Source organism: Wolbachia endosymbiont of Protocalliphora sialia, from assembly GCF_053891855.1.
Genome location: NZ_JAIUJX010000001.1, coordinates 142,323 through 159,830, shown reverse-complemented (window position 1 = coordinate 159,830; position 17,508 = coordinate 142,323). Strand labels below are relative to the sequence as shown.

The 17,508-nt window shown below is 34.5% G+C and carries 12 protein-coding genes; 9 read left to right on the top strand and 3 right to left on the bottom strand.

Features of this window, described 5'->3' with window-relative positions:
- The first annotated feature begins 215 nt into the window (after window positions 1-215).
- From LB100_RS00600 to uvrC, 8 genes are all read left to right on the top strand, one after another.
- Window positions 216-428, top strand: coding sequence for a hypothetical protein (locus LB100_RS00600; protein WP_264336834.1), 213 nt, complete (start codon window positions 216-218; stop codon window positions 426-428).
- Entirely contained in the window at window positions 425-2,473 is a 2,049-nt protein-coding gene (gene nuoG, locus LB100_RS00595) for an NADH-quinone oxidoreductase subunit NuoG (protein ID WP_456201043.1), read from the top strand. The genes LB100_RS00600 and nuoG overlap by 4 nt, the downstream gene beginning before the upstream one ends.
- Window positions 2,457-3,482, top strand: coding sequence for an NADH-quinone oxidoreductase subunit NuoH (gene nuoH / locus LB100_RS00590; protein ID WP_264719610.1), 1,026 nt, complete (start codon window positions 2,457-2,459; stop codon window positions 3,480-3,482). Before nuoG ends, nuoH begins: the two co-directional genes overlap by 17 nt.
- Window positions 3,475-4,473 carry a porphobilinogen synthase gene (hemB, locus tag LB100_RS00585; RefSeq protein WP_264719612.1) on the top strand — a complete coding sequence of 333 codons (999 nt, stop codon included), beginning with the start codon at window positions 3,475-3,477 and terminating at the stop codon, window positions 4,471-4,473. The genes nuoH and hemB overlap by 8 nt, the downstream gene beginning before the upstream one ends.
- A gap of 662 nt (window positions 4,474-5,135) precedes the next feature.
- Window positions 5,136-5,894 (top strand): phosphatidylglycerophosphatase, encoded by a 759-nt coding sequence (locus LB100_RS00580; protein ID WP_264719614.1) that lies wholly within the window; start codon window positions 5,136-5,138, stop codon window positions 5,892-5,894.
- Window positions 5,895-5,938: 44 nt separating this feature from the next.
- Window positions 5,939-6,778: a glycine--tRNA ligase subunit alpha gene (locus LB100_RS00575; protein ID WP_341813171.1), complete on the top strand. Its 840-nt coding sequence runs from the start codon at window positions 5,939-5,941 to the stop codon at window positions 6,776-6,778.
- Between the two features lie 3 nt (window positions 6,779-6,781).
- Complete coding sequence (glyS, locus tag LB100_RS00570; RefSeq protein ID WP_264719615.1) at window positions 6,782-8,890, top strand: glycine--tRNA ligase subunit beta; 2,109 nt, start codon at window positions 6,782-6,784, stop codon at window positions 8,888-8,890.
- The gene (gene uvrC, locus LB100_RS00565) at window positions 8,874-10,691 is read left to right on the top strand and encodes an excinuclease ABC subunit UvrC (RefSeq protein WP_456200980.1); all 1,818 of its coding nucleotides are present in this window, start codon (window positions 8,874-8,876) and stop codon (window positions 10,689-10,691) included. Before glyS ends, uvrC begins: the two co-directional genes overlap by 17 nt.
- 11 nt (window positions 10,692-10,702) lie before the next feature.
- Here uvrC and LB100_RS00560 read toward each other — a convergent pair whose 3' ends face one another.
- Window positions 10,703-11,194: a Smr/MutS family protein gene (locus LB100_RS00560; RefSeq protein WP_456200978.1), complete on the bottom strand. Its 492-nt coding sequence runs from the start codon at window positions 11,192-11,194 to the stop codon at window positions 10,703-10,705.
- 92 nt (window positions 11,195-11,286) lie between these two features.
- On the opposite strand from LB100_RS00560, the gene rlmB reads away from it, so the two are divergent.
- The gene (rlmB, locus tag LB100_RS00555) at window positions 11,287-12,045 is read left to right on the top strand and encodes a 23S rRNA (guanosine(2251)-2'-O)-methyltransferase RlmB (RefSeq protein ID WP_456200976.1); all 759 of its coding nucleotides are present in this window, start codon (window positions 11,287-11,289) and stop codon (window positions 12,043-12,045) included.
- Window positions 12,046-12,135: 90 nt separating this feature from the next.
- On the opposite strand, the gene LB100_RS00550 is transcribed toward rlmB, so the two are convergent.
- Both LB100_RS00550 and LB100_RS00545 read right to left on the bottom strand, forming a co-directional pair.
- On the bottom strand, window positions 12,136-13,503 hold the full coding sequence (locus tag LB100_RS00550) for a hypothetical protein (RefSeq protein ID WP_456200974.1): 1,368 nt from the start codon (window positions 13,501-13,503) through the stop codon (window positions 12,136-12,138).
- Between the two features lie 37 nt (window positions 13,504-13,540).
- Window positions 13,541-17,008 carry a peptidase M2 gene (locus tag LB100_RS00545; protein WP_456200972.1) on the bottom strand — a complete coding sequence of 1,156 codons (3,468 nt, stop codon included), beginning with the start codon at window positions 17,006-17,008 and terminating at the stop codon, window positions 13,541-13,543.
- Window positions 17,009-17,508: the final 500 nt, after the last annotated feature.

Here is a 17,508-nt window from a genome sequence, read left to right as displayed (position 1 = left end):
AATGTCTGTTTATAAGACGTAGAAAATGATATCATCAAAGTAACTTACATTTTCTTTTTTGGGGATTCTAAAGTTACACACTTGAGCAGCATCAAGAGAAAGTATTTTGTTCAAATGATGATTGTAATGATGGCCTATTAAAACTTTAAAGCTATTTAGCATTGACGGTGTATACTTAAGTGTTAAAATAAAATAAGAAGTTTTTAGGAGTTTATATGGCAGCAGGTGGGAAAGCGAAAACAGCTAGTAAAAATAACCCTACTCAACGTAAGAAAGCTGAACAAAAAATGTATAAGGATAAACCGGTAAAACCGGTTAAGTATATAGACCGTGATTCACGTATGAACTATATGTCTGCTCAATACGATAACGGCAATCTAGTTGAAGATGAGGTAAGTGGTAACCCTATAAAGTGGGAAGCTGTATAGTGAAAGTTACTATTAATTCTAAGGAATGTGAAGTAGAGCATGGGCTCACTATAATCCAAGCTTGTGAAGCTGTGGGCATTGAAATTCCACGTTTTTGTTATCATGAGCGTTTAGCAATTGCTGGTAACTGCAGAATGTGTTTAGTTGAAGTGGAGGGTGGTCCTCCAAAACCAGTAGCTTCCTGCGCAATGCCAGTTGCAGAGGGTATGGTGATTCACACCGACACTACCAAGTTAAAAAAGGCACGTGAAGGAGTGCTCGAGTTTTTACTAATTAATCATCCACTTGATTGTCCAATTTGTGATCAAGGTGGTGAGTGCGATTTGCAAGATATAACAATGGTTTATGGAAAAGGAATAAGCAGACTTGATGAGCATAAAAGAGCTGTGCCAAAAAAACATTTTGGTCCGCTGGTTGAAACTGCAATGAATAGATGCATTCATTGCACTCGGTGTGTTAGATTCTTGTCTGATGTTGCAGGTACAAACGAACTTGGAGGAATCGGAAGGGGAGAGAATATAGAGATTAGTACTTACATAAAAAGGCATATTAGCTCTGAATTATCTGGGAATATTATAGATCTCTGCCCTGTGGGAGCCTTAACTTCAAAGCCTTACTCTTTTACAGCGCGCCCATGGGAGCTATCACATTGCGAAACTATAGATGTGCTGGATGCTGTAGGAAGCAGTATTAGAGTTGATTATCGTGGTCCTGAAGTTATGCGAATATTGCCAAGACTTAATGAAGAAGTGAACGAGGAATGGATATCAGACAAAACTCGTTTTGCTTACGATGGACTCAAAGTACAACGCCTCGATCGACCTTATATAAAAAAAGAGGGCAAATTAGTCTCAGTTGACTGGAATGAAGTATTGACTTTTGCTGCAAAAAAAATAAAAAGTACGAAACCAAACAAAATAGCTGCAATTGCAGGTGATTTAGCAGATTGTGAATCTATGCTTCTGCTGAAGGAAGTGATGCATAAGCTTGGTTCAGCAAATATAGACTGCAGACAGGATGGAGCAAAACTGATACCAAGTAATCGTGGATCTTATGTGTTCAATACCACTATCGAGGGCATAGAGAATGCAGATTTGTGTCTGCTTATAAATACAAATCCCAAAGTAGAGGCACCAATTATTAACGCACGCATAAGAAAAAGATATTTACAAGGCAATTTTCTTATTGCAAGCATTGGCCCTGACATTGAGTATTTATACCATGTTGAGAAGCTAGGTGACAATCCTGATATCTTAAATGAAATAGCAAAAGGGAATCACAAATTTTGTAAGCTGCTGAGCGCTGCTTCAAATCCTATGTTTATCATCGGTCAAGATGCATTGACAAGAGACGATTCTGAATCAATTTTAGCTCTATCTAGTACAATTGCAGAAAAATTCAACATGGTCAGAGATGATTGGAATGGCTTTAATGTGCTACATAAAACTGCAGCAAGAGTTGGTGGACTCGATATTGGATTTGTTCCTAAAAAAGATGGAAAAGATATTAACCAAATACTAAAGCAGGCAGAAAGTGGCGAGATAGAAGTTGTTTATCTTCTTGGTGCAGATGAAATTGATATATCAAAGTTAGAAAATACGTTTGTAATTTACCAAGGTCACCATGGTGATAGGGGGGCACATATAGCAGATGTCATTCTACCTGGAGCTGCATACACAGAGAAATATGCAACTTATGTAAATACTGAAGGTCGAGCACAGAGAACAAATTTAGCTGTTTTTCCTCCTGGTGAAGCAAAGGAAGATTGGTTGATTATAAAAAATTTATCCCAATATTTGGGTCTTTCCTTGCTATATGATAGTTTATTTGACGTGAGAAAAAAATTAGACACTGTTGGCCTACAGTTTAAAGATGCTGACCAAGTAGTAAAAAATAAATGGGTGTCGATTGCCTATGATGAGATCAAATTAAGTAATATCCCTTTCACTCTAAAAAAGTGTAATTTTTATATGACAGACTCAATAAGTCGCGCTTCAAAAATAATGGCGGATTGTACTAAGACTTTTTATGAATACGCTAGTTAACATCTTATTTGTTTTAGTACCGCTACTGCTTTCAGTTGCATATTTAGTATATTTTGAGCGCAAAGTTATTGGTGCAATTCAACTGAGACATGGTCCAAGTGTAGTAGGGCCATTTGGTTTATTGCAGCCGTTTGCAGATGCTATCAAATTGATAATTAAAGAGCCGATAATACCATTTAGAGCAAACACAATACTGTTTATTATGGCTCCAATGATCACCTTTATTTTAGCATTAATTTCCTGGGCAGTTATACCATTTGGAGCTGAAATAACTACAGAAAATGGACAGCAGGTAATAATCCCTAAGGTAATAGCAAATATTAATGTTGGAGTGCTTTATGTGCTAGCTATATCCTCTTTGGGAATATATGGCATTATTATTGCAGGCTGGTCTAGTAATTCTAATTACGCATTTCTTGGCGCTATAAGGTCAGCTGCTCAAATGATTTCATATGAAGTTTCAATAGGTCTAATAGTTGCTACAGTTGTTATTACAACTGGCACATTAAATCTTGGAGAGATGGTGGTAGCGAAACATAATATGCCATTTTGGATTGATTTATTACTAATGCCTATAGGAATGATATTTTTTATTTCTTTGCTTGCCGAAACTAATCGTCACCCATTTGACTTACCAGAAGCTGAAGCAGAGCTCGTCTCTGGGTATAACGTCGAGTATTCATCAATGCCTTTTGCTCTCTTTTTCTTGGGAGAATATGCAAATATGATTTTAGCAAGCGCTATGATGACAATATTCTTTCTAGGAGGGTGGTATCCTCCATTAGAGCTTAGTTTGCTGTATAAAATTCCTAGTTTAATCTGGTTTGTTTTGAAGATAGTTGTACTTTTGTTTATATTTGTTTGGATTAGAGCTACAATACCTCGTTATCGTTATGATCAATTAATGCGTCTTGGTTGGAAAGTATTTTTGCCAATATCGGTACTTTGGGTAATACTCATTTCAGGAGTGTTGCTTTTTACTGGGAATTTGCCTGGATCCAATGTTTAATTTCCCAAATACAAGGTTAAGGCGTAGGCGCTCAGGCAAGTGGATTCGCAATTTAACAAGTGAAAGCACTTTATCAGTAAATGATTTGATTTTTCCCTTATTTGTTCATGACGGAGAAGAAACAATTGAGCCAATTTCTGGCTTACCTGATATCAAATGTTATTCAATAGATGGATTAATTTCTATAATTCAGAAAGCTAAGGACTCGGGGATTAATGCTGTTGCAATTTTTCCTGTAGTTGATAGTAAACTAAAATCTGAAAACGCCGAGGAAGCGTACAATCCTGACAATTTAATCTGTAAAGCAATTTGTGCTGTAAAATCAAATGTACCGGATATTGGCATTATTGCAGACATTGCACTAGACCCATACACTACTCACGGTCATGATGGCATTTTAAAAAGCAGTAGGATAGATGTAGAAAATGACGAGACTGTGTCAGCATTATGTAAGCAAGCACTTGTTTTAGCAAAAGCAGGATGCGATATAGTTGCTCCTTCTGATATGATGGATGGCAGGATAGGAAAAATAAGAAAAACATTGGATGATAATAACTTTCAGAATGTGTCAATATTGTCCTATGCAGTAAAGTACTGTTCTAGCTTCTATGCGCCATTCAGGCAAGTTGTCGGTTCGTGCGCATCATCAAATTTCATCGACAAAAGTGGTTATCAAATGGATTATAGAAATGCACGTGAAGCAATCTGCGAAATCGAAATGGATATAGATGAAGGTGCAGATTTTATTATGATAAAGCCAGGTATGCCATACTTAGATGTAATAAAAATAGCAAATGAAAAGTTCAATTTTCCGATTTTTGCTTACCAAGTAAGCGGCGAATACGCAATGATAAAAGCTGCAGCAAATAATGGATGGTTGGATTATAACAGAGTGATTTATGAGTCCTTAATTGGTTTTAAACGTGCAGGTGCAAGTGCAATATTTACCTATGCTGCACTTGATGTTGCAAAAAATTTGGTATCTACTTAGCAGTCTGGAACATCTAAGTAGGTAGCTGGCTGAAGTGACTTGACAAACCTTCCCACTTTCCTTATCATATCAATAAGAGTATTTATCCTTGTTTTTAATCTCTGCAGATTTAACAACAAAATTCAGTAAAAAACTCAGGTATATATTGGCAGATTACATAAAATTATAGCGGCTGCATGTCTTTTTTATTTTTTCTACATTCAGCCAAAATGCGCTTAAAATAAGCGTTAGCACATTATTACAATGCCAATTTACATTATTATAGGGTCAAAACTCACTACTAGGGGATTCTTTTGCCTTTTTCTCGCTTGGTAAATTTTTTAATATTTATAGTTAAAGCTTCAGGCCAGCGCGTGACGCATAGCTATACGGAGATTAAAGATGTCATTCAAGTAGCTGACACTGGAATCCAGGAATTTTTTGAGCACAAAGGAGATCTTATTCTAAGTTTTTATTGGTAAGAAAGGCTGGATCCCAGTGTCAGCTACTTGAATGACAAGAAGGGGATAGCACTGGGATGACAAAAAAGGAGGCTACTAGTATAAAGGGGCAACGGTTTAGATCGTTTTTAACTATTTGCCTTTTTTCTATGCAAGAAGTGTATTGATAAGTCCATTACAATTCAGTATTGTGAAAAATATAAGTCAAGTGTTAGTTAGGACATGGGGATTTTTTTTCAATTTTTGGGTAAGATGCTAGGCAAGGTTTTTCCTGCCAAAATAGTAAGCTCTTTTTTAGGAGTAGGATATTTACCGGGTTGGCAGCATTATTGGTCTTCTTTTCTAATATTATTTATTACCGACATTATATTAATGCTTACATACGGAGGTGATTTTATACTATATAAAATGCCGAATTCAGGCATAGTTGTAGCTGCTATTTTTACCAAGCTAGCAATAGTTATGTTAGTGCTGCAATTAGTTGCAATATCCATTTTTCACATTCAAGATCCTTCAGCCAGCAGTGATGAGAATATAGTAGTACAAATAGCATCAGGACAGGTGATGACTGTTGCGCTTTCGATGCCGGCAATAATGTCAATTTATTATATTGTAAGTAAATTCTATTTAAGTATATGCAAGGCAATACTTAAATGTCCATTTTGGTTTAATGATCTTATGCATTTGTTCTTTTTCTTTATAATACCTTATTTATTTTTTAATATTGTAGAAGTAATAAAACCATGGCCGATAAGTACGATACAGCTTAGTTATAACAATGCAATATCAATCACATTTGAAGGGATTTTTCATGTGTTTTATGCAGTGATTTTATTGTACTTGACTGCATTTATATTCTGCGATCTGACTATGCATGATGCGATTGTTCTAAACAAAAGCATATTTGAGTATGTAAAAGAAAGTTCAATAGCCTTGAGTGACTATTTTCATGGCACTATTAAAAAAATAAGTATAGAATAGTACTTATTTGCTTATGTATTCAGTTTAAAAGATATACAGTTTGCGTGAATCTACAGGATATAATAAAGGGATTACAAGATTTTTGGGCAGATGAAGGGTGTACTATACTTCATCCATATACGTCTGAAGTTGGAGCTGGAACACTACATCCCGCAACAATCATGTCAGCAATTGACGAAAAATCAACAAAAATTGCGTATCTACAACCAGTAATAAGACCTACAGATGGGCGTTATGGCGACAACCCTAATCGCTTATATCAGCATCATCAATACCAAGTTATAATAAAACCATCTGGCAGCAATTTGCAAGATGTTTACTTAAATAGCTTAAAAGCTCTTGGTGTATCGACAAAAGAATATGATATTAAGTTTATTGAAGATGATTGGGAAAACCCAAGTGTTGGTGCATCCGGTCTTGGTTGGGAGGTTACATGCAACGGAATGGAAGTAACACAACTTACTTATATACAGCAAGTGGGAGGTATTGACTGCAGAATAATTCCTGGTGAAGTAGCATATGGGTTAGAGCGTTTAGCAATGTGCATACAGGGTGTAGATAATGTTTACGACATAATGTGGAACGATAATGGTGTAACTTATGGAGATATTTTTAAACAAAGAGAGCGAGAGTTTTCTTACCTGGCACTTGATTATTATGATACTAAAGTAGTACAACAGCAGTTTGAGGATACAGAAAAACTGTGTAAATTCCTTGTTGAAAAAGAATTGCCGATAGCAGCTTATGACCAATGTATTAAAACGAGCCATCTACTTAATCTACTTGATGCAAGAGGTGTGCTTGGTGTGAATGAACGTACAGCCTATATTGGTAGAGTGAGAGAGTTAACAAAAAAATGCTGTGAATTATATAGAGCAAAGTAGAATATGTTGTCACAATTATTGTTTGAATGTCTTTCAGAAGAAATTCCATCAAGAATGCAGAATTCATCTGCAGCTCAGGTTAAGAGCTATATCACTAATGCTTTTAGTAAAAATAATGTGAAATTTGCATCTATAGAAGTTTATGTGACTGCACGTCGCATTGCTCTTTTTATTGATGGCATAAGTGCTTTAGAGCTAAAAGATTCTAACAATGAAATTAAAGGACCAAGAGTTAATGCACCGAAAAGTGCTATCGAAGGTTTTTTGAGAAAAAATCGGAAAGGTGAAGAAGATTTACTCATTCGCAAAGTAAATGATGAAGATTTTTACTTCATTAAGAGAGAAAGCTGCTTATTTAACATCAACGGGTTTCTCAAAAATCAACTGGAGGAAATGCTAAAAAACTTTTCTTGGCCAAAGAGTATGAGATGGAGTGAAAGAAAAGAGAGATGGGTTAGGCCAATTAAAAATATTCTATGTATTTTAAATGACGAAATAATACCTATATCTTTTGCAGGGGTTACAGCATGCAACGTGACGTATGGTCATAGGTTTCTTTCAGGTGATGCAGTACTTACTGTTAAAACACCCAAAGACTATTTTGAATTGTTAGAAAAAAATAATGTCATTCTCCAGTTGGACAAAAGAAAGCAATTTATACTAGATCAGATTAATAAGTTTACAAAAGAGGAGAACTTACAACTTGAAAAAAATGATTATTTACTTAATGAATTGGCAGGGCTTATAGAGTGGCCAATAGTATTATTTGGTAAAGTAAAATCATCAGAATTACCGAAGGAAGTAATACTTAGTATAATTAATACGCAGCAAAAGTATCTTGCTTTAAGTGATGGACAGAAAATATCACATTTTGTTACTGTTGTAAATGTTAACAATAATGAAGTTGTCAAAGGTCATGAAAGAATATTAGAAGCACGTCTTGCTGATGCCCAGTTTTTGATATCTCAAGACAAGAAGGAAAACCTAGATTACTATGTCAAAAAATTGAGCTCTATTTCATTTCATGCTTCGCTCGGTAGCGTAGAAGAAAAAGTGAAGCGTATTATCGCTCTTTCAAAGTATATAGCGATATTTATTCCACATGCTTCATTAATTAAAGTTGAACGTGCTGCATATTTAGCAAAGGCAGATCTTGCAACGTTGATAGTGAAAGAATTTCCGGGATTGCAAGGAGTAATGAGTGGATACTACGCTTCTTATTTTCAAGAAGATAAAGAAGTAGTAGAAGCTATAACTGAGCACTATAAGCCAATTGGATCGGAGCAAGAATGTCCTAAATCTCCTACTGCGATTGCTGTAGCTATTGCAGACAAGATGGATAGTTTGGTTGGTTTAATTGCAGCAGGTGAGAAAATCTCTGGTTCGTATGATCAGTTTGGTTTGCGGAGAATGACAATTGGTATAATTAGAACAATACTTGAAAATAATTTGCATATTCCAATTAGATTGCTGATAGATAAGTCAGTATCTTTATGTTCAAGACTTCTATTGAATAAAAATATAACTCCAGTTGATAAGCCAAGTGAAAAACAAATTTCAGAACTAGTATTTAAATTCTGCTTAGAAAGGTTCAAGATTATTTTAAAAAATAGAAATATAAGGCAAGATGTTGTAGATTCAATACTATATAAAGTCGATATTAATGATCTGCTGAAAGCGGAAAAGCAAACTGTGATATTGGATCGTTATCTTAGTACAAAAGAAGGTGAACAGGTTCTAAGCACTTATAAAAGAGCCAGTAATATGATGGGCAAAGTGAGAAAAAGTGATGGCACTACTTATAATGCATCTTACAGTAAGAAGTTTTTGATTGAAAATGAGGAGATTGCGCTATCAAATTGTGCTATAGCTGCTTGTAAAAACATAAAACAAGCGATAGAAAATAACGACTTTAATACAGCGCTTGATGAACTTGCTCGTTTTGCTCCATTTATCAATCAATTTATGGACAGTGTAAAGATTAACTGTGATTCTAATGAGCTTAGAATAAACAGGTTATCTTTGCTTGCAAATGTTGTTTCTACCTTTCATTTAGTAGCAGAGTTTAACCTTATACAGGTTAAACAATTGATAAATGCTCAGGCAATATAAGGAACAAATCAAATCATCTCCACAATCCTGTGGCGTTTATAAGATGATTGGAGATAAGAGTAAGGTTTTATACATTGGTAAAGCAAAAAACTTGAAGTCGAGATTATCCGACTACCTTCAATTCGAAAACCTTTCTGAACGAATCAGAGTAATGATCTTACAGGTTATTAAGGTTGAAATATTCATCACTGAGAATGAAATCGAAGCATTGCTTCTTGAAGCACAGTTAATAAAATCGTTAAAACCATCTTATAATATTTTGCTTAGGGATGGAAAATCTTATCCTTATATAACAATTTCTAAGCATGATTATCCAAGAATAGCGAAATATAGAGGTAAGTTTAAGAAGAATGAGTTTCATTACTACGGCCCTTTTCCATCTGCTGCTGCTGTTAAGAACACTATATTATCATTGCAAAAAGCTTTTCTCTTAAGAGTATGTTCAGATCAATATTTCTCTTCAACAAAAAGACCATGTCTTGAGTATCAAGTTAAGCGCTGTTCAGCACCATGCGTAGATAAAATTACAAAAGATGATTACTGCAAATCAGTAAAACAAGCACAAGATACTCTGCTAGGAAGGAATAAAGAAGTGCAAAGACAGCTATTTTCTACAATGGAAAAGTGCAGTAGGGAGATGAACTACGAGCTTGCTGCTGTCTATAGAGATCGATTGAAATTTCTTCAGCAGATTCAAATGCAGCCAATGGATTTTTCTTTTGAAGAAGATGCAGATTTCTTTAGCGTTGTACGTGAGGCAGACTTAGCATGCATTGGTGTACTATCTTTCAGAGATAAAGGTAACTATGGAAGCATTCCTTACTTCATTGAGAATTGTAGTGATCATTCAAATGATGAAATTTTATCCACCTTTTTGGTCAATTTGTATAATCCAGTTAACACACCACCAGCGCAAATTTACGTTCCATATTCTATTGTGGATAAGGAAATTATAGAACAAGCACTGTATGCTCTTACTCAAAAATCAATAAAAGTTTTGCATGCGAAAAATAGTAAAGAACGTGATTTGTTGAATTTTATTTACAATAATTCTCAGCATAGTCTAGAACAGAAGCTTACTGATTATAGAAATAATCTAGAAAAGCTCGAAGAGCTTAGGAAGATTTTCTCGTTACCAAATATTCCAAAGCGTATCGAGGTTTATGATAATAGCCATATATCTGGAAATCAACAAGTTGGTGTGATGATTGTTGCAGGGCAGGAAGGTTTTTTAAAAAGTGAATACAAAAAATTTACTATAAAAGAAGAAATTTCAGGTGATGACTATAAAATGATGAGAGAAGTGCTGACTAGACGTTTCTCTGGCAATATAAAAGATATAATCCCTGATTTTTTACTGATTGATGGCGGTCCAGGACATGTTTCCATAGTGCAGAATGTGTTGGAAATATTGAATATAAAAGTTCCTTTTGCTTGTATGGCAAAGGGTCATGATCGTAATGCAGGAAATGAAAGATTTTATGTGCCGGACAGAGAAGAATTTACTCTAGCAAGTGACAGTAAGGTCATGCTTTATTTACAATTGCTGCGTAATGAAGCTCACCGTTTTGCGATAACTTCGCATAGAAAAAAACGCGATAAACAGTTTTTTGCTTCACAATTAAGTGAAATATCCGGTGTTGGCAGTAAAAGAAAGAAGGCACTCATGTCTCATTTTGGTTCTGTAGAAAATATAAGCAAAGCTTCTCTAGCTGAAATTCAAAACGTACCTGGAATTAGTAAAGGTTTAGCAGAAATCATTCTTCAACACGTGAATTCTAAGAAAGGTACTCCTAAATAGGTACTCTAAAATTAACCTTTATTTCTTCTTAATAAGACATAAAAAGCTCCTTTGCCACCATGTTTTTTTATGGCTTGCTGATAGTATAAGATCATATTTCGAACTTTTGTGTCATTCAACCACTTATTTAAGCTATTCTTTATAGTGTCTATTTTATCTGTACTATTACCATGCCCCGTAATTACCAATAAGCACCTATTCCTTGCTTGATAATTTTTGATAATAAAATCTATCAATTTACAATAAGCATTATCTATACTATAGCCGTGCAAATCGAGTTTATCGCTTATAAAATATTTACCCCTATCGATCTTTAATTTTGTATTGTAGTCAAGACAAAATGATGAATCACCATTATCAGTATTAAGAAAATTTTCTTGTAAACTAGAGACACCTTTATCAATCATAGATTTTATATTTACTTTGTGATCAACTTTCAAAGTAACTTTTCCACATTCTATTGGCTTAACATTTTTTTGCCAATCTAACTCATCATCTGACATAAATTCATTAATTGAACTGCATAATTTTACAACAATATATAAACACAGTAAAATATTGCTTATTCTATAAAAAACTGATTTTCAATAATGAGATGAAATCATCAAAAGCTAATGAAAACTGTTGGATATATGGAAAGCACACTTGTATTTCAGCATTAAGAAACAAAAATAGGCGGTGTATAGAACTGTTAGTAACAGAAAATTTCTACAGAGAATTTGAGAAAGAAATTAAACAATGTGCAGATAGTAAGGGCATTAAACCTCGACTGGTAGAGAACAAAATGTTCAATGATGTTTTACCCAAAGGTGTAAATCACCAAGGAATTGCTTTAAAAGTTACTCCTATTTTTCATAGCTTAAATATTGAAGAAATAGCTGAAAACAGCTCTACTATAGTCATTTTAGATCAAATTACTGATACACACAATATAGGATCGATTTTAAGAACCTCAGCTTATTTCAACATTGATGCACTGGTTTTACCACATCACCATTCACCGAGCGAAAATGCATCTATCGCAAAAGCAGCAAGTGGAGCACTGGATATTGTTCCTCTAATATACGTTACAAACATAGTAAAAACGATGGAGTCTTTAAAAAAGATAGGCTACTGGTGTTATGGGTTTGATTGCAATGCAAAGGAAAATATAGATGAAATAAAGAATTTTGGGCAAAAAAGAGTAATTATTTTTGGTTCTGAAGAGAAAGGAATGCGGAGATTAGTGAAAGAAAGTTGTGATTATCTTTTAAAAATTCCAATGTCAAACGTAATTGATAGTCTAAATGTTTCAAACGCAGCAGCAATAGGACTATATTCCATTTACATTAAAACAAAAATCACTGCAAATTAGTTGCAATAAAACAAGGATGTCATTCCAGCATGTGATACTGGAATGACAACAGTGAATGACATCTTGCGATGTCATTCACTAGCACTTACATTACCAATCCCAAGAAAGAGGTGAACTTGAATCTTGTGGAATTGCAAAATTCGATTGTTCTTGTGAAATTACATCTTGTACAGCGCCTTTGAAAATTGGATCACTAGAGCTGAGTATAGTGTTTTTAGAGTCATCTTGTGACATTACTGCCTTTACAGCTTTTTGAAATCCTGCGTCTTGAGCATTAGCCTGAGTTTTGATCTCAGTTTTAAATTTTTGGTCTGCTATCAATTTCTCTTTTAATCCATTTTGTAATTCTGGACTTTCTGCTAAATCTTTTTGTAAATCTATACTACTTACAATTTCATCTGCTAGGCCTTTTTTACTCACAGCATCAGTAATTAGTGCGGTGGCTACTTCTGAAGGTATCAGCTTCAATCCTTTTTCAGCTAAGAATGCTTTTGCTGCTTGATTTTCCTGAGCACCGTATGGAGTTTCAGGAGCATCAAGGAATCCTCCTAATTTTTCTACTAAGATTGATTTTAGGCCATCTTTAGCAGGAAGAATAACTTCTGCGAAAGCTTTTTGGTTTGCTGCATCTGTAAGGTTGGAAGCATCGATTTTAACAAAACTAGTATCCGCTATGCCTTTAGTATAAACCTTCTTAGTATCATCAGTACCAACTGTTGCAAGGGCAGGAACTAAAACATCCACAACAGCTTGTTCTGCAACTTTTGCTGGAAGTTCTGAAGTTTTAACAACTTTGTCTGTAAGCTTTTCTAAAATAGCAGTAACTTTAGCATTATCTAAATTTGCACCATCGACTTTAGCAAATGCAGTATCGGCAGCAGTTTTAGTGTATACGTTACCGGTAAAATCAGAAGAAGCAGTTATAGCATCTACAACAGCTTTATCTGCAACTTTTGCTGGAAGTTCTGAAGTTTTAACAACTTTGTCTGTAAGCTTTTCTAAAATAGCAGTAACTTTAGCATCATCTAAATTTGCACCATCGACTTTAGCAAATGCAGTATCGGCAGCAGTTTTAGTATAAACACCATGATCACCAGCTCCTGCTTTAAGCTTTCCTACTAGAGCATTTATAAAGTCACCATCGTCTATGAGCTGTTGTTCTGTTTTACCATTCAAATTATCACTCAACGCCATATCACACTCTCCGTTAATTATAAAAACCATAATGTGCATGAAAATAATATAAATTCCGTAAATACTAGATTTTGCATAAGATTTCCTTGAAGCTTTTTGCTTCAGAATTCTTCTCTTGTGATTCAAGTATGTAGCAGATGATGTCATCCTAGTAGCCCCTTTGGTGTTATTCCAGTGCTTGACACTGGAATCCATTTTTCCATCATAAGAAACGTTGATTACTTTTATACTAGCAAATTTAACTGGATGCCAGTGTCTGGGCATTGGAATAACAAAAAGAGGGCAGGGCCCTCCTTGTATATTATATATAGGCTGAGTTATGATCGTGATAAACGTGATCGCTTGCGCAGTCGAACATTTTCACAAAACCATTCTCTAGATAGAGATTATATTCATGATGTTGATCTAATAACTCAAAGTTATCTTGTGTTTCTAAGCTGAAGTGACTTGAATCTGATAGCAATTCGTAATTTGGATTATCTATTTTACTAATGCTGCTTATTACTTTGCCATTACCATTTGATATAGCCAAACTATAACTATCACCATCCTTCATTATTTTGATAGATACCTTATCCTCAGGTAACACTATAAGCTTTTTTGTATCACTATCGTGAATTACAAATTTGCCATCTTTAAAGTAATACTTGTCTTCCGGCAAAGTACCAACCTTATAATTCGATGTATGCAGTTTGTTCCAAAAATCTAACACAGATTGCTTTTCTGCTCCTTCTGCCCTATCATACAAAGCTTTTACATCATTATAATCTATGGTTACATTTGCCTTATGCTTTCCTTCTACATCTCTATCATAGCTCTTTTCTATTTTCAAGATTGTGTCTTTCAACACTACCTGCTCTTTCTCCTCCACTGAAGCTGACCTTTTTGCCCTTGTTGGAATTTGTGGTTGATCAGACTGTATTTCACTATTGTCGTTTGATACAGTTCTCTCTTCAGCAACAACATTAGTAGTACTATGAACTTCTGTCTTAGTTTCACTTACTTGCCCTTTTGGACTTTCGGTTTGTTTCTCTTTTGTGAATATTCTCTGATAGTCAGTGTAGCCTCTATTAGTGTCACCGATATCGCCATCACCTTGATCAAAAGTTATTTTTTTACTTCCATTTCCCATATCCTCAATTTCAACTTGAGGAGAAACAGATGATAGGAAATCGTTATAACTGTAGTTATAATCAGCAGAAAAGAATATTTTTCCTTTGAAGTTATGGAAATTATTAGATAACATTCCAATTTCTTCATCAGTATCACCATCAAATAGTTTTACTTTAGTGAAATATCTTTGATTGTTGATTCTCACTATTTCACCACTCGAGTTTCTTTGTATCTGATAATCATTTGGATCATGTTTAATGGTAAAAAGTTTACCAGAGGCATATTTTTCTAAGTTTATAAGGCCCACATTTATATGTTTATGAGAATAATCTCTCTTTTCATATTCATGTGCAAATACTGGGTCAATATATTTGTATTCGTCTGGTATGCTACTATATTCTCTTCCTTCAGAATCAGATGGTGCTAATTTATATTGTCCATCTTTTTCCACCAATTTTAGGTGAGTAACATTGCCTGGCAATTGAAACCTTACGTTTTTTCCATGATCATGAATGAACAAGTTACTTTCATTTATAACTTCACCTCTTTCATTTTTTATCTCTTCAGTAATATAGAAACCCATATTTTTGAATGCATGTAGATTTTCGCCTCCTTGCTTTACAACCGCTTCGTATACATCGTCGTCTGTTCTATCAGTCCCTTTATCATCCAATAATGTTCCTTTTTCTACGATTACGCCGCTTTCTCTTTGCTCATCAGAATATTGAGCATGCTTTGAATCCTGATGATTTAGAATTTTGGTCCCTCTAAGAAGCAGAGAATCTAAATCTTTTTGAATGTGTCCAGTGCTAGGATGCAACAATTCATTTTCATGTAAATGTGCTTCATCAAAGTATTCATCACGTTCAACTGTTCTACCGTCTATTAAAGAAGCTTTATAATGACCATTTTCTTTTGTAATAGCCATATAAGCACCACCGTCATATTGAGTATTCAAGTTGTGCAATATGTCCTCAAAAACAAAAGTTTCTTTAGTTTGACCTTCAACTTGCTTAAAAAAGCCCGATTCGCTCGACAACTCTCCAAGCTTTGTATTCCCATCATATATAGATAGTGCACCCATATCTCCGTGACCAAGAGCTTGCATAGAAAAAATCTTGCCTTCTTGTAGATCAATATGATTTGTACCTCTTATCAAGTTTGGATCGATATTAACCATCTCTTCTAACATCTTTTCTACGTCAATGTTCTGAGTTTCTTTTACTTGTTTCAAGCCAGCGTTTATGGTTTTATCAAGCAAATCATCTTTCAGTTGTGTATATTTGTCCTGTGTAGCATTATATAATCTCTTATCTTCATTATGATAATTAGTGCTGGCTGAATTGCATTTTTCTACAAATTTCTCATAAGAGATCTCTCCTCTTTTGTATTGTTCGTATGCATCATGACGCTGTGTTTCTTCCTGTTCACGCAGGCTTTTCAACACATCATTATATTTTATATCCTTCTGCTTATCTAAGTCTTCTTTCCCATCATAGTAAGATTTTCTAAGATCTTCACCATGTTTTGATAATATCCTCAAAGCTTGCATTTTATACTCTTGACTATTTTGATATTCATTACCTTGTTGATCAGAGTAAGTCAGCTTAACCTGCCCATCAGTAGTTTTTACTACCTTTAAAAAATGATATTCCTTTGATATATCGAGGTTATCATTTGTTGCCCTATTAATAGCACGAGCAACATCATAAAATGCAACATGTTCTACAGGAGAAAAACTTCCAACGTTTTCTCCATCTATCTTTTCTATATTTGCTTTATAGTAGGATATGTTTTTAATTTCTCCACCCACTATTTCTTGACCAGTTGCTATAAAATCTCCTTTTGTAACTTGCAAAGCGTTGAGATGTTCCATTGCAGTTTCTGTATCATTCTCAGCAAGCCAACTTTTGAAGTCAGCATCATGTCTTTTTATGTCTTTCAAGAAACTTTTTGATTCATCTGAGTTACCTTGACGTAAAGCATCTAGGTAGTCTCTTAATAAACTAGGATCTTTTTCCTGTAAGTACATTATCAACGCATGACCAGTTTTATACACTAAACTGTTTTCTTCACCATTGGCTGAGTATTGTAAATTTAAAATTCCACCTAGATCCAAATTTGCGGCTTCAGTTTTATCAATGCTTGACCCTTGAGCATTGAACTTGTGATCTGAATGATGTTCAAAGTAATCTGCAATTCCCTCCATTAATACTGTAGGTAGAGATTTTCCTCCTGTAGCCAAGTAAGTTAAACCATGTGCAAATTCATGCTGAAGGTTATGAACGCCACCTTGCTGATAGACATACATCTCAGCAAAAACATCAGCTTCTCCTTTGTAGTAACATTTACCACCCTCATCTCCAAGGTAAGAACCAAAACGTTCGCTTCCGCCAAGATGAGTGTAATCAGCCTTATCATCAAACACATAAATTTTGAACGTTTGTTCTGAGCTACCAGGCTCCAACTTAAATGCATCTTTAAAATTAGTAGCTGTTTCTCTTATTTCACTTTCAATTTTAGCAACTTTACTTGCTCTTAAATCGTGAGAATAAACCTCTACTTTAATATTTAAATCTTTAACTTCTATAACATGCTTATCGTTAAAATATTCTTCTTTAGTTATATTTTTATTTACTTGTTGATTAATTGTCATAATTCTAACCTCTAATTTATTAGTCTTTACAATATCAAGCATAAAGTGACTCATCTGAAAAAAACGTAAATTCTCATATTGGTATAATTTATATCTTAATAAAAAAGTATAGATAGTTAACTTAATATATAACATTTAGAATGTGGCTAAAATTCTATAGCTGACCTCAAGCAGCTGCTAAGAGCATGTTTTCAAACTATATAGGAAGCAGTGAATAATGTCATTTCAGTAAAAACTGTATGAACATTTTAGTTAATTTACATAGCGAAAGGTGTTACCCCAGTATCATAACACCGGGGTAACGATAAAGGAGAGAGTAGCTATATGCTCTGTCCTGGGATATTTGGTTGTTCAGTGTCAACATTTTCCAATTTTGTAGAAATAGTTCTTGACAATGCAGCACCAACTCCACCCCCAATTGCAGCTGCAGTTACAGTTATAAGGCCAGATTTGAATGATTCTTTATTAACGATGACGTTAAGAATAGATGTATATAATCC